18 protein-coding genes are annotated in these 22,489 nt (G+C 67.1%); 16 read left to right on the top strand and 2 right to left on the bottom strand.

The features are described from left to right. The 16 genes from N0B28_RS12145 to N0B28_RS12070 all read left to right on the top strand — a co-directional run bounded on the left by N0B28_RS12145 (position 1) and on the right by N0B28_RS12070 (position 20,655). A complete protein-coding gene (locus tag N0B28_RS12145; protein WP_078481197.1) occupies positions 1 to 1,086 on the top strand; it encodes a glycosyltransferase family 4 protein in 1,086 nt (361 codons plus the stop codon). Beyond that, positions 1,083 to 2,453 carry an O-antigen ligase family protein gene (locus N0B28_RS12140; protein ID WP_054914458.1) on the top strand — a complete coding sequence of 457 codons (1,371 nt, stop codon included), beginning with the start codon at positions 1,083 to 1,085 and terminating at the stop codon, positions 2,451 to 2,453. The genes N0B28_RS12145 and N0B28_RS12140 overlap by 4 nt, the downstream gene beginning before the upstream one ends. Further along, on the top strand, positions 2,450 to 3,415 hold the full coding sequence (locus tag N0B28_RS12135; protein WP_078481199.1) for a glycosyltransferase: 966 nt from the start codon (positions 2,450 to 2,452) through the stop codon (positions 3,413 to 3,415). The genes N0B28_RS12140 and N0B28_RS12135 overlap by 4 nt, the downstream gene beginning before the upstream one ends. Next, on the top strand, positions 3,408 to 4,544 hold the full coding sequence (locus tag N0B28_RS12130) for a glycosyltransferase (protein ID WP_275731920.1): 1,137 nt from the start codon (positions 3,408 to 3,410) through the stop codon (positions 4,542 to 4,544). The genes N0B28_RS12135 and N0B28_RS12130 overlap by 8 nt, the downstream gene beginning before the upstream one ends. An 8-nt stretch (positions 4,545 to 4,552) precedes the next feature. Further along, a complete protein-coding gene (locus N0B28_RS12125; RefSeq protein WP_100632867.1) occupies positions 4,553 to 5,563 on the top strand; it encodes a polysaccharide deacetylase family protein in 1,011 nt (336 codons plus the stop codon). Then, positions 5,560 to 6,864 carry an oligosaccharide flippase family protein gene (locus N0B28_RS12120; protein ID WP_054914457.1) on the top strand — a complete coding sequence of 435 codons (1,305 nt, stop codon included), beginning with the start codon at positions 5,560 to 5,562 and terminating at the stop codon, positions 6,862 to 6,864. Before N0B28_RS12125 ends, N0B28_RS12120 begins: the two co-directional genes overlap by 4 nt. After that, positions 6,861 to 8,789, top strand: a complete 1,929-nt coding sequence (locus N0B28_RS12115) for a hypothetical protein (RefSeq protein ID WP_104572485.1) — start codon at positions 6,861 to 6,863, stop codon at positions 8,787 to 8,789. Before N0B28_RS12120 ends, N0B28_RS12115 begins: the two co-directional genes overlap by 4 nt. 45 nt (positions 8,790 to 8,834) lie before the next feature. After that, positions 8,835 to 9,524: a GNAT family protein gene (locus tag N0B28_RS12110; protein WP_043860598.1), complete on the top strand. Its 690-nt coding sequence runs from the start codon at positions 8,835 to 8,837 to the stop codon at positions 9,522 to 9,524. A 4-nt stretch (positions 9,525 to 9,528) separates the two neighbouring features. Next, complete coding sequence (locus tag N0B28_RS12105) at positions 9,529 to 10,704, top strand: GNAT family N-acetyltransferase (protein ID WP_275731917.1); 1,176 nt, start codon at positions 9,529 to 9,531, stop codon at positions 10,702 to 10,704. Next, positions 10,676 to 11,476 (top strand): ChbG/HpnK family deacetylase, encoded by an 801-nt coding sequence (locus N0B28_RS12100; RefSeq protein ID WP_043860596.1) that lies wholly within the window; start codon positions 10,676 to 10,678, stop codon positions 11,474 to 11,476. Before N0B28_RS12105 ends, N0B28_RS12100 begins: the two co-directional genes overlap by 29 nt. Positions 11,477 to 11,536: 60 nt before the next feature. Further along, positions 11,537 to 15,937, top strand: a complete 4,401-nt coding sequence (locus N0B28_RS12095) for a leucine-rich repeat domain-containing protein (RefSeq protein ID WP_275731914.1) — start codon at positions 11,537 to 11,539, stop codon at positions 15,935 to 15,937. Positions 15,938 to 16,047: 110 nt separating this feature from the next. Then, positions 16,048 to 17,664, top strand: a complete 1,617-nt coding sequence (locus tag N0B28_RS12090) for an NADP-dependent glyceraldehyde-3-phosphate dehydrogenase (protein ID WP_058540227.1) — start codon at positions 16,048 to 16,050, stop codon at positions 17,662 to 17,664. Between the two features lie 164 nt (positions 17,665 to 17,828). Next, entirely contained in the window at positions 17,829 to 18,296 is a 468-nt protein-coding gene (locus tag N0B28_RS12085) for a VOC family protein (protein ID WP_058540228.1), read from the top strand. Positions 18,297 to 18,377: 81 nt separating this feature from the next. Then, positions 18,378 to 19,571: a hypothetical protein gene (locus tag N0B28_RS12080; protein WP_100632725.1), complete on the top strand. Its 1,194-nt coding sequence runs from the start codon at positions 18,378 to 18,380 to the stop codon at positions 19,569 to 19,571. Between the two features lie 79 nt (positions 19,572 to 19,650). After that, entirely contained in the window at positions 19,651 to 19,998 is a 348-nt protein-coding gene (locus N0B28_RS12075; protein WP_043860591.1) for a hypothetical protein, read from the top strand. Between the two features lie 144 nt (positions 19,999 to 20,142). Beyond that, a complete protein-coding gene (locus tag N0B28_RS12070; RefSeq protein WP_275731910.1) occupies positions 20,143 to 20,655 on the top strand; it encodes a FecR domain-containing protein in 513 nt (170 codons plus the stop codon). On the opposite strand, the gene N0B28_RS12065 is transcribed toward N0B28_RS12070, so the two are convergent. Both N0B28_RS12065 and N0B28_RS12060 read right to left on the bottom strand, forming a co-directional pair. After that, complete coding sequence (locus N0B28_RS12065) at positions 20,652 to 21,497, bottom strand: tyrosine-type recombinase/integrase (RefSeq protein WP_229590266.1); 846 nt, start codon at positions 21,495 to 21,497, stop codon at positions 20,652 to 20,654. The two genes, N0B28_RS12070 and N0B28_RS12065, sit on opposite strands and share 4 nt — an antisense overlap. 133 nt (positions 21,498 to 21,630) lie before the next feature. After that, entirely contained in the window at positions 21,631 to 22,437 is an 807-nt protein-coding gene (locus tag N0B28_RS12060; protein ID WP_275731909.1) for a hypothetical protein, read from the bottom strand. Positions 22,438 to 22,489 lie beyond the last annotated feature (52 nt).

Here is a 22,489-nt window from a genome sequence, read left to right as displayed (position 1 = left end):
ATGAGCCCGCAGCGGCCGATCATCCACCTGCTGGGCAGTGGCGGCTTCTATGGCGCCGAACGGATGTTGCTGGACCACTGCCAGGCCACCCCGGGACAGCACGTGGTGCTGTTTCTGGGCGCGCCGCAGACGCTGGTGGCGCGGTTTGCCGCCGCCGGCGTGGACTGTCGCACCTGCAACGGGCTGGGCGAGGTGTTGCGGGCGCTGGACCAGTACCGCAGCCAGCAGCCGCTGATCAACAGCCACAACTTCAAGGGCATGCTGTTCGGCTGGGTGGGCGCCACCCTGTGGCGCCTGCCGATGGTCGCCACCCAGCACGGCTTCACCCCCAGCAGCCGCAAGCAGCGGCTGTACACCTGGCTGAGCCTGCAACTGTGCCGCACCGCCACCATCGGCAAGGTGGTGTGCGTGGCCGAGAGCATCCGCCGGATCCACCTGCGTGCCGGCGTGGCGCAGCGCAAGCTCGATGTCATCCCCAACGGCCTGCCGGATGCTGGCGCCCTGCCCGCCCATGCCCACGGCCACGAACGCTGGCTGGCCGGCTACGTGGGGCGCCTGAGCAGCGAAAAGGGCCCTGACCTGTTCCTCGATACGCTGATCCCGCTGTGCCAGCGCCACCCGCATCTGGACGCGGTGATGCTCGGCGACGGCCCGGAACGCGAAGCCCTGCAGGCCCGCGTCGATGCCGCCGGGCTGCACGAGCGCATCCGCCTGCCAGGCTTTCAGGAAGACATGCGCCAATGGATGGCGCGCCTGGATGCGCTGGTGATCAGCTCGCGCACCGAAGGCACCCCGATGATCCTGCTCGAAGCCATGCAGGATGGCGTGCCGGTGGTGGCCTTTGGTGTCGGCGGCATCCCCGACGTGATCGAGCACGGGCGCAGCGGGCTGCTGGCACCGCCCCTGGCGGTGGACGAACTGGCCGCCCAGCTCGAAGCGCTGATGCTCGACCCGGCCCAGGCCGGCGAGCTGATCGCCCAGGCACGACGCACCCAACGTGAACGTTATCACCTGCCGACGCTGGCGCAACGCTGGGCCCAGGTCTATCGCGGCACGGCAGGTGCGGCCAAGGAGACCTGCGCATGATCATTCCCCTGTCCCTGATCGGCCTGCTGGCGATCGTCAGCGTGGTACTGCTGGCCAGCCCCTACCCGTTCCTGGCCCCCGGCGCGGTGATCGGCCTGGCGGGCGTGCTGGTGCTGTACCGCCGCCCGGCGTGGGGCCTGCTGGCCATCATCACCCTGGTGCCGCTGGAGGGCCTGTTCAAGGACAGCGAGCTGACCGCCTCGAAATTCATCGGCGCCGCGCTGGCCATGGTGCTGCTGCTGCAACTGGCCGTGGGGCAACTGCCGGGCGAACGCCTGCGCAGCTCCATGTGGCGCCTGCTGCTGGCCTTTATGGCGCTTTACCTGCTGAGCTTTCTGGCCAGTGAAAGCAGCGAGATGTCCATGGGGCACTTTCGCGAACTGGCGGTGGGCCTGGTGCTGTTCGTGCTCACCCTGCTGATCGGGCGCGAACTCAACCTGCCGATGATGTACCGCCTGGTGACCCTGAGCGTGGGCGTCACCTGTGCCATGGCGATGTTCTCGGCCAAGTACCAGGACGAAGGCCGCGCCTCGGGCCTGCTCGAAGACCCCAACGTGTTCGCCATGCTCATCGCCATCGCGGTGCCCATGGCCCTGTGGCTGGTGTTCAGCAGCCCCAACCGCCTGCAGCGGCTGTTCTGGCTGGCCTGCGTGGTGCTGTTGCTGGCCGGCATGACCAAGACCAACTCACGTTCCGGGCTGGTGGTGCTGGCCATCAGCCTGGTGATCGGCCTGGTGCACTACCGCGAAAAACTCACGCACCTGCGCCCGCGCCACCTGGGCTTCGCCATGCTCGGCCTGGCCATCGTGCTGCCTGTGGCGGTCGCGGTGATGCCGGCCAGCTACATCGAGCGTATCCAGTCGCTGGCCTTGCTCAAGTCCGGGGTCAATGCCTACAAGGACGACTCCCTGGGCCGGCGTTCGTCCTACATCGTGGTGGGCAGCAAGATGATCCGCGAACATCCGCTGCTGGGCACCGGCCCCGGTACCTTCCCGCTGGAATACGCCACCACCGGCTACGCCAAGGCGTTCTCGGCCAACCGCAAGGTCGGCGACCTGTACCGCCGTGCCCACAACACCTACCTGGAAATCTTCAGCGAAGTCGGCGTACCGGCGGGCCTGGCATTCGTCGGCATGGTCATGCTGGCCCTGTACAACCTCTGGCATGCACGGCGCCTGTGGCTGCAAAAGGGTGATCAGGGGCAGGCCGACATGCTCACGCACCTGTCCACCAGCATGCTTGCCATCGGCCTGTTCCTGATGTTCCTCAGTGCGCCGAACCACAAGTACCTGTGGATTCTGCTGGCGCTTTCCAGCGTGCTGCGCCTCAAGGCCGAACAGGCGCGCCCCGTGCAGGTGGCCGGATGAAGATCAGTATCGTGATGCCGATGTTCAACGAGGCACGCCATATTGCCCGCACCCTTCACTCGGCGCGTCGGGCCGCCGACCTTGCCGGCCTGGACTGCGAGCTGATCGTGGTGGACAACGGCTCCTCCGACGATGGCCCGCAGATTGCCCGTAACCTCAGCGCCAAGGTGCTCGACCTGCCGGGGCTGACCATCGGCGCCTTGCGCAACCGGGGCGTGCAGGCCAGCTCCGGGGAATGGGTGGCGTTTCTGGATGCCGACATCGAGGTGCCGGAGCAGTGGCTGAGCCTGCTGCTGGACCTGCATGCCCAGGGCCGTGGCGATGTATTCGCGCTGGACTGCGACACCCCGCGCCAGGCGCCCTGGTTCGCCCGCGCCTGGCAGCGACGCACACTGCGCGCCGGCCGGCCGGCGCTGCACAGCATGCAATGGCTGCCCACCCCCAACCTGCTGATGCGCCGCGACTGGTTCGACCGGGTGGGCGGTTTCAACGAAACCCTGCGCACCGGCGAAGACAAGGACTTCACCTGGCGCCTGGCCCAGGCCGGTGCCCGCCTGCTGGCCCTGCGCGCACCGGTGGTACTGCACTGGGGCTACGAGGGCAGCTGGAGCGAATGGCTGGGCAAGGAGCTGTGGCGCCAGGGCAGCAACCTGCAACTGCTGCGCAGCAATGGCGCGAGCCTGCGCCTGCTGCGCTTCCCGTTGCTGTCCCTCGGGGCCTGGGTGCTCGATGCGCTGGCATTGTCCGCGCTGCTCGACGGCTTTCCGCATCTGGCAATGCTGCTGCTGTTCTTCACCAGCCTGCCGGCGCTGGCGCTGAGCCTGCGCCAGAGTCTCAAACACCGCGACCCGGTGTTCACCCTGCAACTGTGGGGCCTGCACTGGGTTCGCCTGCACCTGGCTGGAGCGGCCTTCGTGCTCAGCCTGTTCAACTGGAACGCAAGGAGGCCCGCACGTGGCTGAGTTCATTTTCTGGCTTTGCCTGCTGTTGCCTTTCTATGCCTGGCTGGGCTACCCGCTGCTGCTCACACTGGTGGGGCCGCTGTTCCCGCGGCACACCCCGCCGCCGCTGCCGCCGCAACGGGTCAGCGTGGTGGTTGCGGCGCACAACGAGGCGCGCAACATCGAGAACAAGCTGCGCAACCTGCTGGAGCAGGACTGTCCGCTCGCCAGCCTGCAGATCGTGGTGGCCAGCGACGGCTCCAGTGACCAGACCGTGACGCTGGCGCGCACCTTCGACGACCCGCGCATCCTGGTGCTGGACCTGCCACGGATGGGCAAGAACCGCGTGCTCAATGCCGCCGTCGAGCACTGCAGCGGCGACATTCTGGTGTTCACCGATGCCGACGTGCACTGGGTGGAGGGCACCTTCGCCGCACTGCTCGCGCCCTTCGCCGACCCCGAGGTGGGCGGCACCGTGGGCAACATGACCATCCCGGTGGCAGGCAAGGGCCTGAGCCTGGGCGAGAGCCTGTACCGCCACTACGAAGCCTGGCTGCGCCGGGTCGAAAGCCGCACCGGCTGCACGGTGTCGGCCGACGGTGCGTTGCAGGCCCTGCGCCGCGAGCTGTACCAGCCGATCCCGGACCGGGTCAACGACGACTTCTTCATCAATACCTGCGCCCCGGTGGCACACAAGCGCGTGGTCTACGTCGACCAGGCCAGGGTGCTGGACTACGGCGTGGACGAGGCCGAGCGCCAGTTCAGTCGCCGCCAGCGCGTCACCGTCGGCGGGCTGATCAGCCTGGCGGCCCGGCGCGAACTGCTCAACCCGCTGCGCCACGGGCTCTACGCCATCGCCCTGATCAGCCACAAGCTGGTACGCCGCCTGGCCCCCGTGCTGCTGGTGCCCCTGCTGCTGGCCAACCTGTGGCTGCTCGACGGCCACGGTTTCTATCGCCTGACCCTGGCCGCCCAGCTGCTGGGTTATGCCATCGCCGTGGTCGGCCTGCTGGACAAGGGCCACCGCCTGCCCAAGCCGTTTCGCCTGGCCGCCTTCGTGCTGGTGACCCTGGCCGGCATGAGCGTGGGCCTGTGGCAGTTCCTGCGCGGGCACAGCTACAACCAATGGAACCCCGACCAGACCCGATGAGTGCCTTCATGCCGATCAAGACCAGTCTCAAGCGCGCCAGCGGTTGGTTGTACCTGCACTCCCCGAAGGGCCGCAGCCAGCTGCGCGGCGCCGGGGTCATCCTGATGCTGCACCGGGTGCTGGCCGACGACGCCAGCGCGGCCCTGCCCCATCGCAACGAACTGTGCGTGGGCCCGCAGGCCTTCGAGCGCCTGCTGCGCTGGCTGCGCCAGCACTTCGATTGCGTGCACCTGATGGACCTGCTCAAGGACCATCAGCAGCCCAGGGGCGACAGCCGCCCCAAGGTTGCCCTGACCTTCGACGACGGCTGGCGCGACAACGCGCTCAATGCGTTCCCGTTGCTGCAGCAGTACCAGGTACCGGCCAGCATCTTCCTGTCCACCGACTACATCGGCAGCCGCCAGCGCTTCTGGTGGGAGAGCCTGGGCGAAACCCTGTGGGGCAGCCATGGCGAAGGCCCGCGCCACACCCTGATCGAAGCGTTGCGCAAGATCGGCCGGCCGCTGCCGGCTGCCTACTTCATGAACCAGCGGCCCAACGCCCGCAGCCAGACGCTGGCCGGCTACCTGCAAAGCCTCAAGACCCTGAGCCCGGCCGCCCTGCATCAACTGACAGACGCCTGCCCGGCCGAATCCCTGCCCCAGGCCCTGGACTGGCAGCAGGTACGCGAACTGGAAGGCTCCGGGCTGATCAGCTTCGGCCCGCACGGGGCCAGTCACGCGCTGCTGCCGGGGCTGGACAACCAGCGCCTGGATGAAGAACTCAGCCGCAGCCACCACGCCTTGCAGCAAGGCTGCCAGCAGCCGCTGCCGGTGTACTGCTACCCCAACGGCGACCATGACGCCCGGGTACGCGCGCGCCTGGCCGCCCATCGCTACCCCTTCGCCCTGAGCACCCGCGCCGGGATCTGCCAGGGTCATGACGACCCACTGGCGTTGCCGCGCATCGGCGTGAGCCAGCGCAACGCCAGCCGCCCCTCGCTGCTGGCCTGGCGCATCAGCCGCGGAGGCCGCTCATGAGTCGAGGCAACTACCTGCGCCACCTGCTGCTGAGCATGGGCACACGCCTGGCGATGATCGCCCTGCGCCTGGCGCGCAACGTGCTGCTGGCGCGCATCCTGGGGCCCAGCGAGCGCGGCCTGTTCGCCCTGCTCAGCACCCTGCCCGACCTGATCAGTGCCGCCACCAGCGGCGGGCTGAACACCGCGGTGGGCTATCAGGCGGCGCAGCAACGCTCGATGGGCCTGCTGCTGAGCCAGGTGCTGATCTACGGGTGCCTGCTGGCCGGGGTGCTGACCCTGATCTGCGTGGCGCTGATGCGCGAATTCGGCACTGAACTGGAAGTGACCCTGCAACTGGGCCTGCTGGCCTGGCTGTTGCTGCTGGCGGTGCCGCTGACGGTGCTCAAGAGCGGCCTGCTCACCCTGCACAACGCCACCGGCGGGGTGGGCGCATTCAACGCACTGCGCCTGACCGAATCGCTGGTGCCGCTGCTGCTGTTCGTGGGCATGTTCTGGATGTGGCAGCACGCGGCGCTGGAGGCCGCGCTGATCAGTTGGCTGCTGGGCCTGGGGCTGGTCGCGCTGCTGGGCCTGGTGTGGCTGGGCCGCCAGCACGACATCACGCTGTGCTGGAACCGCGGCGGGCAGCGCGAGCTGCTGGCCTACAGTGCGCGCAGCCACCCGGACGTGCTGTTCCAGCAGGTCATCCTGCGCTCGGACTACCTGTTCATCAGTGCCTTCCTGGGCAGCGCCGCCCTGGGGCACTACGCCATGGCCAGCGCCGCCGCCGAACTGCTGCTGATCATCCCCGAGGCCGTCACCACCCCGCTGATGAAGCGCCTGCTGCAGCAGGATGCCGGCATGGACAAGCTCACCCCGCTGGCCCTGCGCCTGACTGCCACCGTGATGCTGGGGGCCTGCCTGAGCATGGCCCTGGTGGGCGAATGGCTGATCGTCACCCTGTTCGGCGCGGCCTACCAGCCGGCCTACCCGGCCCTGCTGGCACTGCTTCCCGGCTTGTTCGGCCTGTGCTACGCAAGCATCCTGCGCCTGGACCTGCTGGGCAAGAATCGCCCCGGCGCGGTCTCGCTGATGATGGGGGTGGGCGCGGCGGCAAACCTGATTCTCAACGTGGTCCTGATTCCCCGTTTTGGCATCGCGGGTGCGGCCCTGGCCTCCTCCATCGCCTACCTTGGGGTGACGGTGGCCATGCTCGTGCTGTACTGCAGGCTGAGCGGCGTACCGTTGCTGCGGACCTTGTTTGTGTTGCCTAGCGATCTGTTGCCTTTGCGCCAGATGCTGCAACGGAGAACGGTATGAAACGTACATGGATGTTGTTACCCGGCCTGCTGCTGGCCGCCACTGCCCACGCCGCCACCCTGCGCTGGCCGGACATTCGCGACGGCAGCCTGTACCTGGCGCCGCAGCGCAGCGCCCCGCTGCAACTGAGCTGGGTGCCGGCCTGGCAGGCCGATGCCAACCAGGAACAGGTGTACCTGCTCGACGCCACCGGCAAGCTCGATGCGCAACGCATCATTGCCCCCCATGAAGGCCGCGGCCAGCTGAGCTGGCCACTCACCGCCGGCACCGGCACCTACCAGGTGGCCATCCCCGGCTACAGTTTCAGGCGCTACCGCCTCGAATACGACGACACCACCAGCGCCCAGTTCGCCCCCGCCAAGGTGCACTTCAGCCTCGAACTAGACCGCGCCACCACCCTGTACTTTCGCGTCAAAGCCGGTGAAACGGCAGTGCTTGCCGGCAAGTATCACGACGGCGTGCGCAACCTGACCCTGGAGCGTGTGGACGATGGCAAGCGCCTCAGGCTGGCGCTGCTCGAACACCGGGCCTACTGGCAGTTCGATCAGGTGAACCTGCCCGCAAGCGCCCAGGACCAGACATGGCGCCTGAACTTCGAAGGCACCGGCAAGGTGGCCTTCTGGCTGGACGGCAGCGCCAACCTGTTCGCCCTGCGCCCCCAGGACCTCGCCCCACTGGTGCACCGCGACGGCCAGGTAAGCCTGCGCAGCAGTGCCAAGGTACTGGGCCCCACGCCCAGGCTGGGCAACAACCTGCCCTACGTGATGCCGCCACCGTCCAGCCATGCGGTGATCGATGCGCTGCAACTGCAGGCCGCCGGCTACTACACCTTTGCCGACGTGCTGGCACGCAAGCCGCGCTACGAACTGCCGTTTCGCCAGCTGTACCAGGAGCGCTTCGGCATTCACCACGACATCACCCTGATGGCCGCCACCGGGCGCAAGTCCGACCTGATGCGCAGCCGCGCCAACGATGGCGCGCTGGACGACTGGCTGGCCACCAGCGTCGCCCTGGGCGGCAAGGGCCTGCATTACATCGCCTTTGCCGACGAACCCAACCTCAACTACGCCGACTACGCCACCTACCGCACCTTCTTCGCGGCCATGGCCCAGCGTGTGCGCGCCTACCCCGGCGCCCATGAAGCCGGCGTGCGCATCGCCATGCCGGCCAGCTCGCGGCTGGTCAACGGCCCGTTGCGCGGCGATGCGGCGCAGCGCGTCGGCCTGGACTGGGCACGGCGCCTGCTCAAGGAATTCGAACCGCAGATCGACGCCATGGCCTGGCACGAGTGGATGGTCCGCGACCTGCTCGCCACCCGCACCTACCGCGACTCGGTACGCCGCGCCGCCGAACTGGTGGGGCTGGACGCCAACGGTCGCCCGCGCAAGGCGCTGCTGCTCGACCAGACCAACCTGTCCAGTGGCTCGACCCTGAGCCTGTACGAGCAGAACACCCACTATGCCGGCGTATGGTGGGCCTCGGTGGTCATCAATGCCTCCCAGGACGGCCTGCTGGACATGCTCAACTGGTTCCACATCGCCGACGAGCCCGAGTGGCCCAAAGGCATGGTCAAGGTGCTGGGCAACAACCGCTTCGAACTCAAGCCGGTGGGCCTGGCCCAGCAGTTCATCGCCCAGCACTGGCTCGACCAGGTGCTGCACCTGGACAACGACGCCTTCGAGGTCGATGCACTGGCCATGGCACGCGGCGCACAGCGCAGCCTGCTGGGCGTCAACAAGGGCGAACGCCTGCAACACGTCAGCTTCGCCACCCCGGCCAGCCGATGCCCGCAGGCCGCTGCCACGCTCACCCTGTTCGGGCCGGACAACCAGCCACGCGCCGCGGCACTGGATTGCCAGCACGGCCAGGTACGTTTCGAACTGCCCGGGCAGACCCTGTTTGCCCTGCGATGGAGCGCCTCATGAACACAGTGCCGAAGATCTCTTCCCCTGCCGGATACGGGAGCCACCATGAATATCGTCAGCAAGTTCAGCCAGCGCGTACACCAGAAAGGCCTGCGCGCCACCCTTCGCAGCGCGTACAAGCGCTACGTGTTCTTTCACTGGGAGCTGCTGTGGATGGAGCGCGACCTGGTCAGCCCGGTGCCGCCGCATACCCTCAAGCCCTATGCGCCGCTACGCGTGGAGCGCATCACGGTGCACAACGTGCAAGGCTTTGCCAAGCACTTCGGCGACCGTGTCGAAACCATGCGTGAACTGGCCGCCGAAGGGCATACCGGGTTGATGTTCCTGGACGAAGACAGCCACGTGGTGGCGTTCATCTGGGGCAGCCCGCGTCACTACCACGACCGTCATTACTATGGCTGCTGGTTCCCGGTCGAGCCGGGCGAGTTCTTCGAGTTCGGCGGTGAACTGGCGCGCCAGTACTGGGGTACGTCGCTGTCGGTCGACCTGCAACTGGCCCTGTGGCGCGCCATGGCCGAACAGGGCTGCGACAAGGTGGTCGACGTGTGCGAGACCCACAACATTCCGGCGCTCAAGCTGCACCTGCGCATGGGCTACGTCGAGCAGGGCCGTGTGATGCACGTGTACTGCCTGTTCGGTCGCTGGAAATTCTTCCGCGAAACGCGCTACAGCGGCTCGCGCCTGGATGCCTTGCGCAAACCGGCGCCGCGCAGCACTACTGCCACGGTGTCCTGAACCGATGACCCTGACCTTTACCTGGCACGCCTCGTTGCGTGCCGACGACTTCCCCGCCGACGCCTACGAGCAGTTGCGCGAGCGGCTGCCCGATGCCACCCCCTTCAACAGCCTGGCCTGGCTGCGCGCCGCCGAGGCTGCCTTGCCGGCCAGCCAGCACCTGCAGGTACTGCTGGGGCACGCACAAGGACGCCTGGTGCTGTGCCTGCCGTTGGTCCGCACCCTTGAGCGCCACGGGCCGCTGGACTTTGCCGTGGTGCACCACCTGGGCTACCCCATGAGCGACCGCATCGGCCTGCTCATCGACCTGCCGACCAGTGCCGCCGGCCAGGTACTGGCAGCCATTCGCACGCGCCTGCCCCATGCCCTGCTGCAACTCAACGAGGTAACGGGCGATTCGCCCTGGCTGCAGCAGTGGGCACGCCGCAGTTCCACCCACGAACAGCGCACCGCCTGCCGTGCGCCGGTGCACCAGATAAGCGAGGCCGACCGCCAGGAAGTCAGTGGCGACCCGCGCTACAAGTTGCGCCGCGCGCGCAAGCGCATCGCCGCCTGCGGGGCACAGGTGCGCCGAGTAACCCCCGATACCGCCAACGCAGCTTCCTGGCTGGAAGCCGTCAGCGCGGTCGAGGCCGTGAGCTGGAAAGGCGACGACGGGGTCGGCATCTTCTCGGTTCCCGCACAGCGCCAATGGATGTTCCAGGCCTTCACCGCGCTGGCGGCCGATGGCCGTCTGCGCCTGGTGGTGCTGGAACTGGACGGGCGCTGCATCAGCTACCGCCTGGGCCTGCTCGAACGGGGCCGCCTGTACGACTACAACCTCGCCTTCGTGCCGCAGTATGCCGACCTTGGCAGCGGCCGGGTGCTGCTGCAGGAATGGATCGACTGGGGGCTGGACGAAGGCTGGACGTGGATCGACGCTTCAAGGGTGAGCCTGGAGAACTCCAGCCACCAGCTGCATGAGCGCATGACCGGCCAGGTCGAGCACCTGCGCCACAGTTTCTACAGCTGGCGCCCGTCGGGCCTGTGCCTGGGCATGGCGCTGCGCCTGTGGCAACGCATCAAGCCCTGGATCAAACGCCGCCAACAGCAGCCCGTGCCGGCACCTGCCACTACCCCCACTGCCACACCCACAGCACAGGAGCGCCCGGATGCCGTCCCAAGTCATAGTCAACGCTGACGATTTTGGCCTCAACGAACACACCAACGCGGTGATCCTGCGCGCGTTCCAGTGCGGCCTGATCAGTTCGGCCACCGCCATGGCCAGCATGCCGGCATTCAAGGCCGCCTGCGCGCTGGCCCAGCAACCGGCCCTGCGCGGGCGCGTGGGCCTGCATTTCAACCTGACCTACGGGCGCCCGCTGAGCGAGCCGATCCGCGCGCTGGCGCAGTTCTGCAATGCCGAGGGCGAGTTCGACCTGGGCCTGTCGCGCAAGCGCCTGTGGCTGGGGCGCGCGGCCCGCCAGGCGGTGCACGAGGAACTGGCCGCGCAATGGCAGCGCTGCCTGGACCATGGGCTGACCCCCAGCCACCTGGACTCCCACCAGCACGTGCACAACCTGTGGCCCATCGGCGAAATCGTCGCCCGCTTCGCCGCCCGCGAAGGGGTGCCGATACGCCTGGCCCGCAATGTGGGGCACAACATCGGCCCGGCAAAACGCCTGTTCAAGACGTTGCTCAACCAGCGCCTGCGCCAGCTGGCCAGGCTGACCGCCGACCATGTGTGTACCCCGGTCGACCTGCGTGACGGCCTGGCCCCACGCCATGGCGTGCTCGAAGTGGTGGCGCACCCCAGTGCCCTGGGCAGCCACGACTTCGGCGATGCCTACCTGGGCAGTGGCGAGTCCTTGCAGGCCTTGCTCGACCAGCGCCTGGCGGGCGTGCCCAGGGTCGGCTACGCGTCGCTGCGCGAGGCGCGCCAGAGCACCCTGGACACTGCCTCCAACAGATAACTACCACCGCTTCGCCCGGCTGATCGGTTGTGCTGTCGGTCCACGGACCGGAGCACGACCATGCCTACCACCCCTTCACGTATTCCCCACTCACCGTTCATCGTCCAGCGCCTGCCCACCTGGCTGAAACACACCAGCGCCCAGGACGCCGAAGACCTTCGGCGCCATCTGGCCCTGACCCATGTCATCCCCGATGCCGAACCGGACTGGCTGGCCAACGGCCTGCCCGATCAGCGTGACGCCGTGCGCGCAGCCAGGCGTCGCTATCGGCGGGCCAGCCAGACACTGGCAGGCACCCTCAAGGCCTTCCAGGGGTTGCTGGCATTTGCCGAGCCGCTGCTGCAGGCGCGCCTTGACGCCGAAATTGGCGAAACCCTGAACCTGCACACTACCGACCTGGTGCAGTTTCACGAAGAGGCCGACCTCTGGCAGCTCGCCACACGTACCACCTACCAGAAGCAGAGCCTGCTGCAGGCAGCGCTGCAGAACTTCGGTGACGACGTGACTTTCCTCGGCAAGAGTGCGATCACCCTGCAAGGCCATTTCCACCTCGACCTGACCGACGCCGGGCTTGCCTACCGCTATACCCGCCATCGCCTGTCACCCGCCGTGTTCGCCCGCCTGTGCCGCGAACTGGACCTGGGCGCCCGCTACCAGCAGCACCTGCAGGCAGTGTTCGAAACACCTGCCACGCAAGACAGGGTGCGTCGCGACTCGATCGATGCCAATCGCCAGTTGCTGCGCCTGGAGGTCACCGTGGCGAAAGCGCGCCAGCGCATCGGGCCAACCGCCTGCCGCCGGTTGCTGGCGCTGCTGGACGCGCCCGCCGCAGCAGGCGCCGAGGCCCCGCCAGTGCAGGCCAGCCTGCTGAGCATGAGCGGCGTACCGTTGCACGACATCCTGCTGTTTGCCCTGGCATCTGAGCAGCAGGCAGACAGCCTGCTGCTGTACCTGCCCGGCGACCCGGACGATGCCCTCACCGAGCATGCGTCGATGCCGGCGCTGGAGCGCTACCTCAAAGGGCGCCTCAACCACCCCGGGTTTCGCAGACTGTTTCAGCGCTACGTACCGCTGCAACAGCAGCAACACCTGTTCGATGTGCTCGGACACAACCTGGCCCGGCAGGTGGTCGACAAGGACGGACCGTGGCACTCGCAGGAGCAGGACAGCCTGTACCTGAGCCTTGCCCCGGTTGCCGGCGAGCTGTTCGGCGTGCTGCAGGACCGCCACCTGCAACGCCTGAAGGATGAAGCACGGGTACTCATGGTGCCCACCGCTGAAGCCGACGAGAAAGCGCGCAAGGCCCGCCTGGAACAATGGGAGACACGCGCGCTGAACGTGCTCAATGCCGCGGCGATGTTCGTTCCCGCGTTGGGCCCGGTCATGCTGGCGGTCACTGCGGTACAGCTGATCAAGGAGGTGTATGAAGGCGTGGAGGACTGGCAGGACGGCGACGTCGAGGGCGCCATGGCGCACCTGCAGTCGGTGGCGATCACTGCCGGCATGCTGGCCGGTTCGGTGCTGGCGATCAAGGCAGCGCCAGCGCTGGTCGATGCGTTGATCGAAGTGCCACTGCCCGATGGCAGTACGCGCCTGTACCTGCCCGACCTGGCACCCTACCGGCTGGACACGTCGCTGCCCGCCGAGGTGACAGCCAACGACCAGGGCCAGTACCGGCACGCGGACCGGCACTACATCAGGCTCGGCGCCGACCTGTACGAGCAGCAGTTCGATGCGCACCAGCAGCAATGGCAACTGCGCCACCCCGAGCGTGAAGACGCCTATCGCCCCGCGCTGGAGCACAACGGCCAGGGTGCCTGGCGCAGCGTGCATGAACAGCCGCTGAGCTGGTCGCGGGCCACCCTGCTGCGCCGTCTGGGCCCGCTTGCGCAAGGCCTGAGCGATGCAGAACTCGAACAGGCCTGCCAGGTCAGCGGCACCCGCGAAGACGCGCTGCGTCGGTTGCACGCCGCCAATCTGGGCGTGCCACCCTTGCTGGCCGATACGCTGCAACGGCTCAGGATCGCCCGGCAACTGCGCGCCGAAAACGTCACGGGCAACGTCGGCAAGGCCCTGTTCGAGCAGCGTTACCTGGCCCTGGTGCCCCCGCAGCCGCACATCACGGCCCTGTGCGCACGCTTGCCCGGGTTGAGCCCGGTGCTGGCCCGCAGCCTGCTGGACACTGTCGGCCCGGCCCGGCTGGCACGCTGGGTGCCACCGGCAGCCATCCCCACCAAATTGCTGGAAGAGGCCGCCACGCTGGCCGCCCGTGTTCCCCTGGTACGCGCGACCGAAGGCCTGTATTGGCCAGCCCTGGCGACGCCGCAAAGCACGCGCCTGGCGCTGTTGTGCCTGGAGCACGCCCCTGGCTGGGACGCCTCGGTGGTGCTGGAAGCACGCAGTGGTGGCCCGCGCGGCCCTCTGCTGCAGCGCGTGGGTCGTGCCACCCAGGCGCAGCGCAGGGTTCTGGTGCACGGTGCAGAAGGCTACCAGACCTTCAAGGACGACCTCCCGCTGCACGCGCCCGGCGACGACCTGTTCGCGGCCCTGCATGACAGCATCGCTCCCCGCTATCGCCAGGTGCTGGGCCTGGACACCAGGGCGGCGCTGCAGCAACGCGTGCTGTCGATGCTCGAACGCCCCCGCGGCGAACTTGCCACCTGGCTGTGGTCCGGCGAGGTCCGCGGCTGGGCCAGCGAAGCACGCCTGCTGGGCGGCAGTGACCGCCCCGGCTACCCGCCGGTGTCGCCTGCCAGCTCCTCACAGGAGGCCCGCTACCGCACGCTCTACCCGCATGCCAGCGGCGAAGAGGCGCGTGCCACACTGGCGGCCTGGGAGGCCAGCGAGATTCCGGCACAGGCGCGCTTGCGCACGCTCGAACAAACCCTGCAACGCCTGAAAAGCGCGTTGACCCTGTGGGCCCTGCCCAGTACAGCCCGGCAATCGGCGCGGGAAGAAATCATCGCCGCCTGGCAGCGCCTGTCGGTGCGCGAGGTCGCCGACGGCGAAGCCATCATTCAACTGAACCTGGACTTTCTAGACCTGACCGACGGTGACCTGGAAAGCTTCCCTGTGCTGGAGGCCAACTTCGATCACTTGAATGAGCTGTCGCTGGAGCAGAACTCCCTGACCCGGGTGCCTGACGCCTTCCTGCGCCACTTCACCCAGCTGCAGCGCGTCAGCCTGAACGGCTGCGAACTCACCAGCCTGCCCACCGGGCTGGGTGATCGGCTCAGCGTGCTGGACCTGGCCAACAACCGCCTGGTCTGGGACGAGCACCTGCAGCACGCCCTCGAAGGTTACCCGCAGTTGCGCGACCTGAGCCTGGCGAACAACCCGCTGGCAACCCCGCCCGACTTCGCCCGCCTGAACCGGCTGCAGGGCGTGGACCTGTACAACTGCAGCCTGGCGAGCTATCCGGCAGGGCTTGATCAGCTGGACGCGCCGAACCTGGTGGACCTGTCCGGCAACCAGCTGCAGGAGCTGCCACCGACCGCCATCCTCTCACCTCCGCTGGCCCGGGCGCTGCGCCTGGAACACAATCCGCTGAGCGATGCTGCCCTGCAGGCGGCCGATGCCTACTACACCACCCACCGTATCGACCTGCTGGTGGCCGAGATCGATTACAACGAACTGCTCGACGACGCCACGCCACAACAGCGGGCCAGCTGGCAACGACTGCAGCAGAGCCTGCCGTCGGGGTTCTTCCGGGACCTGCGTGCCATGTTCGACAGCCCGCCCTACATCGTCGCCCCACTGACCTACCGGCGCCGCCTGTGGCGCCTGCTGACCTGGATGGACGCCAATGCGCCCCTGCGTGAGCAGATTCTCGCCCGCACAGGCGGCACCCTGCTCGACCTCGAACAGTTGGGCGAGGTGTCACAGGCCCTGGCCATCCCGCACCTGGCAACCCGCTCGCGCACCTTGCTGGCGACCATCGTCAACCACGTGCGTCTCAGAAAGCTCGGCTTCGGCGTGCTGAGCCTTTCGTTCAACATGTCCGAAGACAGCTACGCGACGCTCTACCAGTGGGCGCTCAAACGTATCACCCGCCTGCCGGGCCTGGACCTGGCCCAGGCGGCGCGTGCCGACGAGCCGGTGATCATCGACGCACTGGTCGATGTGATGCCGCTGCCGGGCGAAGCCTGGATAGAACAGCAGCGCAACCTGCTGCTGGCGGTTGACCCGACCACCTCCCACGGCCTGGACGAAGTACTGGCCATGAACCATGAAGAGGAACCGGTCTACCCTGCATGGGAGCACCACTTGCGCGAACGCTTCGCCGCACAGTTCGCCGCCTCGCGGGCAGCGCTGGACGACAGCCTGGAGCAGGCAGCCGAAACGCTGAGCGAAGGTGAACTGCTGGTGGAGGCGCAGCGCTTGCGGCAGGTGTACGAACAACGCCTCGTCGACCTGCGCAGAACCCTGACCGAGGGAGTGGCGCGAGGCACCATCGACTGACAGGCGAGCGCCGGCCCGGAGCGCACCCGGGCCAGGCTGGCTTTTGTGCCGGGGCCGGCGTTATGCTCGGCTGAACCGTTTCATTCACCATGGAAAAGAGGTATTGCGTCATGGATCGTCTGGACTCGCTGTTTCCCGCTGCCACGGATATCCCCGAGGCCTATCGCCTGGGCGACCCGCTCGAGCAGCGCGACTACCTGGTGGATGGGCAGCTGCACCGCTGGGAAGGCCCGCTGGCCACGGTGCGCAGCCCGGTGTGGCTCAAGACCGACGACGGTGAGCAGCAGGTGATACTCGGCAGCGCCCCGCTGCTGGACGCCGATACCGCCCTCACCGCCCTGGACGCCGCCGTGCGTGCCTACGACAAGGGCCGCGGCGTGTGGCCGAACATGCGCGTGGCCGAGCGCATCCAGCATGTGGAGGCGTTCCTGGCCCGCATGCGCGAGCAGCGCGCGGTGGTGGTCAAGTGGCTGATGTGGGAAATCGGCAAGAACCTCAAGGACTCCGAGAAGGAGTTCGACCGCACCTGCGACTACATTGTCGAGACCATCGGCGCCCTCAAGGAACTCGACCGGCGCTCCAGTCGCTTCGAACTGGAGCAGGACACCCTCGGCCAGATCCGTCGCGCGCCCCTGGGCGTGGCGCTGTGCATGGGCCCCTACAACTACCCGCTCAACGAGACCTTCACCACCTTGATCCCGGCGCTGATCATGGGCAACACCGTGGTGTTCAAGCCGGCCAAGTTCGGCGTGCTGCTGATTCGCCCGTTGCTGGAGGCGTTTCGCGACAGCTTCCCGGCCGGCGTGATCAATGTCATCTACGGGCGTGGCCGCGAGACCGTCAGCGCGCTGATGGCCAGCGGCAAGGTCGACGTGTTCGCCTTCATCGGCACCAACAAGGCCGCCAGCGACCTGAAGAAGCTTCACCCGCGCCCGCACCGCCTGCGCGCCGCGCTGGGGCTGGACGCCAAGAACCCGGGCATCGTGCTGCCCGAGGTCGACCTGGACAACGCGGTCAACGAGGCGGTCACCGGCGCCCTCTCGTTCAACGGCCAGCGCTGCACGGCGCTGAAGATCCTGTTCGTGCACGAGCAGGTGGTGGACGCCTTTCTCGACAAGTTCCAGCGCAAGCTGGCCGACCTCAAGCCCGGCATGCCATGGGACCCGGGCGTCAGCCTGACCCCGTTGCCCGAAGCAGGCAAGGTCGACTACCTGGGCGGCCTGGTAACCGATGCAGTAGCCCACGGTGCCAGGGTGATCAACCAGGGCGGCGGCCAGAGCCGCGGTTCGTTCTTCTACCCGGCGCTGCTGTACCCGGTGAACCCACAGATGCGCGTGTACCACGAAGAGCAGTTCGGGCCGGTGATCCCGGTGGTGCCCTACCGCGACCTGCAGACAGTGATCGACTACGTGCTGGATTCGGATTTCGGTCAGCAGTTGAGCATTTTCGGCACCGATTCGGCCACCGTGGGCCGGCTGGTCGACACCTTCGCCAACCAGGTCGGGCGCATCAACCTCAACGCCCAGTGCCAGCGCGGGCCGGACACCTACCCCTTCAACGGGCGCAAGAACTCGGCCGAAGGCACCCTGTCGGTGCATGACGCACTGCGCGTGTTCTCGATCCGCACCCTGGTGGCCACCAAGTTCCAGGAGGCCAACAAACAGCTGATCAGCCAGATCATCCGCAACCGCGAGTCGAGTTTCCTGACGACTGACTACATCTTCTGATTGCGTGGTGGGCAAAACGGTACAAGCATAGGCTTGGATCGCGGCGCACCTATCGCGGGTCAAGCCCGCTCCCACAAAGGCAGTGATGAACACGTGGGAGCGGGCTTGACCCGCGATAGGGCCCGTGTAGGCAACACACTTTTTGCGTACCAATGGAGGAAAAAATGGCCACCCAACCCATCCCCGACGGTCAGCACAGCATCACCCCCTACCTGGGCATCAAGGACGCTGCCAGGGCCATCGACTTCTACAAGGCCGCCTTCGGCGCCACCGAAATGTTCCGCCTCGACGCCCCCGATGGCCGTATCGGCCATGCCGAGCTGAAAATCGGCGATTCCTCGCTGATGCTGGCCGACCCCTGCGACCAGGCCGGCGGGCTCACCAGCAGCCAATCCCTGCAGGGCAGCGCCATCGGCCTGCACCTGTACGTCAAAGATGTCGACGCTACCTTCGCCCAGGCGCTGAAGGCCGGCGCCACCCAGGTCAACGCCGTGCAGAACCAGTTCTACGGCGACCGCAGCGGCACCCTCAAGGACCCTTTCGGCAACCTCTGGTTCGTCGCCACCCACGTCGAAGACGTGTCGGTCGAGGAAATCCGCGCCCGCGCGGCAAAAATGTTCAGCCCGCAATGAACGCCACCTGCACGCGGCGATGGTCGCGTGCAGGGCTTTGAATTAAGGTGGCAGGCACAGGAAGGCTGGCCAGGATCGTCCATGCGAATCATCGAGAAAAACGCCGCGCTGGTGCGCACCCTTACCCCCGCCGAAGAGGAACTGCTGCGCGGGTTCGTGCTGGGCGCCCTGGAGGGCCCACGGCTGCTGCAGGCCAACCAGTTGCTGATGAAGGTACGCGCCGCCGGGCAGTGGCTGGCCTGCGAATGCCAGCCCAAAAGCATGCCGGTACTCAACGTCAACCTCAACGGCAGCACCGGCACGCTGTTTCTCAAGAACAACCCCGGCACCGCCGAACATGCGCCGGGCTGTGCCTTCACCAAGGACGAACGCGACACCGACGCCAGCCATAACGAGGCCGACACCCCGCCGGCGGCCTGGCTGGCACCGGACGCGCCGTTGCGCCTGATCGGCGATTTCCAGCGTGCCGCTGCCGGCAGCGGCGAAGGCAACGGCAGCGGCGACAGGCGCGAACAGCATCGCCTGCTCTCGCTGCTGCTGACCCTGATCGAAGCCAGCGGCCTGAACGTCTATGCCACCCACCTCAAAAAGGACCTGACCGCCCAGTTCGCCGAACTGCGCAGCGTCGCCACCCGCTACCCGCTGATCGACCGCGTGCCCGCCAGCAACTACCTGGAAACCCGCCTGGACATGAAGCACATGATGATGCTCAAGGCACGTCTGCGCGACGCCACGGTGTTCGGCACACATCGGCGCCATGGCCTGCTGCTGGACTGCGTCAGCCAGATCAAGGCGCGCAAGGTGCTCACCGAACGCAGCGAAGACGGGTTCGACTTCCAGGGCCACCACCTGCTGTGGGGCGGTAGCCGCACCCCCGGCCCGCTGCTGGCGCTGGCCATCTATTCCCCCGCCACCGCCGGCAGCCACTTCTACGAACTGATCCATGTGGCCAGCGTGCCGGTGCTGTCGCGCGCTCACCTGTTCCCGGTGTACCGCGACGAAGAGCGCGAACCGCTGAAGATGCTCGTCTCGCTGATCGACTGGATGGCCGGCAAGGGTGTGAAGGTGGTGATGCGCCGGCCGGTGATCGGCGGTCGGGTGATGGACGAACTGGTGCTCAGCTCCGACCAGGACCGGGTGCTGTCCGTGTCGCTGACCGAACAGCCGCTGGGCCCGGAGCCCGAAACGGAAAACTTCAGGCGCTTTGCCGATTTCAAAGGCCTGGACACCTTCCGCAAGTACGTGGCGGGCTTCTTCATGCGGGGTCGCGACTAGACCGTCCGTCGCTCACGCCGCACCCTCGGCGCATGACGACGGACCAATGTCAGGTAGCCCACATGAAAGGAGTTCGACCATGACCCGCACCCCGATCACCGCTCTGCTGTTCGCCGCGCTGCTGGGCGCCCAGGCCACCGTGGCCCTGGCCGCAGGTACCGGCCCGACCAACCCTGCCCCCGGCAACGGCGTGCCCAACTCCACCCTTCCTGGGGCCGGGGTGGATGTACCGGCCCCGTCCAACGAGCCGTCCATGCCCAACGGCACCGACCCACGTACCCAGGGCAACGACGACGGCCGCCAGGGCGGCATGAACACCGATGACACCCGTGGGCAGATGCCCGAGGGCACCGGTTCCGAGAGAAATGGCCACGAAGGCTCCGAAAGCAACAACAGCGGCGGTGTCAGCGGCCCGGCTGGCAGCTGACCGCTGCGCCCGCAAGCTGGCTCCTACCGGCAATACACACCCTGTAGGAGCCGGCCTTGCCGGCGAAGGCCCAAGCACTGCAACCGCTTGAGTGCCGCCCCTGCTGCCCCTATCATCCCCAGCCTCTTCCACCTGGGGCTCCCCGTGTCTCACCCTCGCCTGAAACGCCTTGGCGCTTGCCTGCTGGCAATCCTTGGCAGCGCCTACCTGGCGCAGAACATCGTGCCGTGGCGCCAATTGATGGCCGATGAACGCACCGGGCCGGCCCAGACACGCCTGCTGCAATTGAGCGATGGCAGCCAGCTTGCGCTCAACCACGCCACCCATGTGGACATCCGCTTCACCGCGCAGCAACGACGCCTGGTGCTGCACGACGGCGAAGTGCTGGTGCAGGCCAGCAGCGACCCGCGCCCGCTGATCGTCGAAACCCCGAGCGGTGAAGTCCGCGCACAGTCCGGGACGTTCAGTGTCGATCATCTGCACAGGGGCTCCCAGGTCAACGCCTACGCGGCTGACGTACAGGTCCTGCCACGGCTGGGCACCCCCAGCCTGCTGCCCAGCGGCAGCGGGCTATGGTTGCGCCGTGCCGGCAGCAGCTGGCAATGGCCAGCCCGGCCCAGCCGAATCAACACCCGGGCCTGGCCCGCCGGCAGCTAGCAGTCGAAGCGGTCCACCGCGCGGCGCCGCTCGTTGTCGTCGCGCATGTCGTAGTTGGCCGTGGTCTGGATGTTGCTGTGATGCGCCAGCTTCTGCGCGATCGACAGGTCGTGCTCCTCGATCACCCGGGTGATGAACGAACGGCGAAAATCGTGGGGCATGATCTTTACGCCCACCTGGGTACCGCGTTGGCGGGCGATGTAGTAGATCGCGTGCTTGGTGATGCGCTCGCGGGTGATATGGCTGCCGCGGCGGATGCGGTTGAACAGGAAGGTATCGTCGGCCTGGCCCTCGGGCAGCTGCGAGCGGCGAAACTCCAGCCAGGCATTGAGCTTGTCGAAGGCCCACACCGGTGCGTACTTGATCAGCTGCTTGTTGCCCTTGCCCAGCACCTGCAGGCTGCGCTCGGCAAAGTCGATCTGCTTGAGGTCGAGGTTGACCGACTCGCTCTTGCGCATGCCGGTGCCGTACAGCAAGGCGATCACCGCCGCGTCGCGCAGCCCCTGCGGGCGCGGGTCGGCAGCGCAGGCCTCCATCAGTTCGCGGATCAGCGTGCGCTTGAGGTTGCGCCCCACCGGCAGGCGCGTGCCCTGGGCGGCCTTGACCGTGCGCATGCGCAGCAGCTGGTCCTGGCTGATCAGGCCCAGGCGCCAGGCTTCGTTCATCACCCCGCGAATCGCGTTGACGTACAGCGACGTGGTGTTGGGCGCATAGCCGTCGGCGCGCAACGCCGCCACCAGCGCAGTGACATGCCCCGGTTCGAGCAAGTGCCAGGGCACCTCCTTGATGTCGATGTCCTCGAAGTCCAGACGGTCGGCGGCGTCCTGCAGGATGTACTTCATGGTCAACTGGCTCGACGGGGCCAGTCGGGCGAGGTATTGCAGCAGGGGGTTGTGGAGCGATGCATGCAGTGAATCAGGCAAACCGTGGGGTTCCTCTAGCGCAGTAGGGCAAATTCAGCTGGGGATGATACCCCTAGTCCACCAGGTAAAGCTTGATGGTTTCCCGGGTCAGCGAGATCACCTCGTGGGTGTAGCCCTCGGCATCGCTGGTGCCGTATTCCAGATACCCGTCCTTGCGCTGGATCACGTAGGCCACGCGTGGCAGTGGCCTGCCGGTTTCGCTGTCGGTGATGGGCAGGCGTGCACTGTAGAGCGGCGCCTCGACCTGCCTGGCGAAGGGTGCCAGCGGCGTGGCGTCGTCCAGCGTCGGCGCGGCCCACACAAAAGGTGGTATGTACGGGCTGTAGTCGTGCTTGTTCACTTCGGCCAGCAGCACCGAAACCGGGATGCGCATCACCAGTGAAAAGTACGCGTGATACGGGAACGCGGTGACGTACAGCTTGCACGGGATTGTGGTTCTGTTCTCGAGCAGGCGCTGGATGGTTTCGCGGGTCAGTTCAGTGCTGCTGGAGCGGCTCGGCAGGGTCTTGTCGAAGCTCATCTGCGCCAGGTAGTTGAAACTGCCATCGGGCGCGCGGCTTTCGAACTCGGGCGAGCCGGACAGGTTGTAGGTGATCACGTGCTCGAGGTCGAAGTTCTCGTCGCCGTCCAGCGCGCACACCAGCCGCTCGCTGATCTGGCCATTGCCGGTGTGGCGTTCGAACAGGCTGAGCAGGTCTTCGTCGGCCTGAAAACGCAGGTCGTAGCGATACGGGTTGTCGCTGAACGACACAAAGCGCAGGGGCAACGGGTCGATGCCGTGGTCCTTGACGCAACCACTGCTCAACAGTGCACCGGCGGCCAGCGTGAAGCCGAGGGCGAAGCGGTGAAACACAGGCATGCGCCCTTCTTCCATGAGTGTGGCGGGCGCGCAGGATGCCCTAGCAGGCACT

Origin of the sequence: Pseudomonas sp. SD17-1, from assembly GCF_029201585.1 — a bacterium.
Classification (GTDB): domain Bacteria; phylum Pseudomonadota; class Gammaproteobacteria; order Pseudomonadales; family Pseudomonadaceae; genus Aquipseudomonas; species Aquipseudomonas palmensis.
This window is presented reverse-complemented; position numbering and strand designations above follow the sequence as displayed.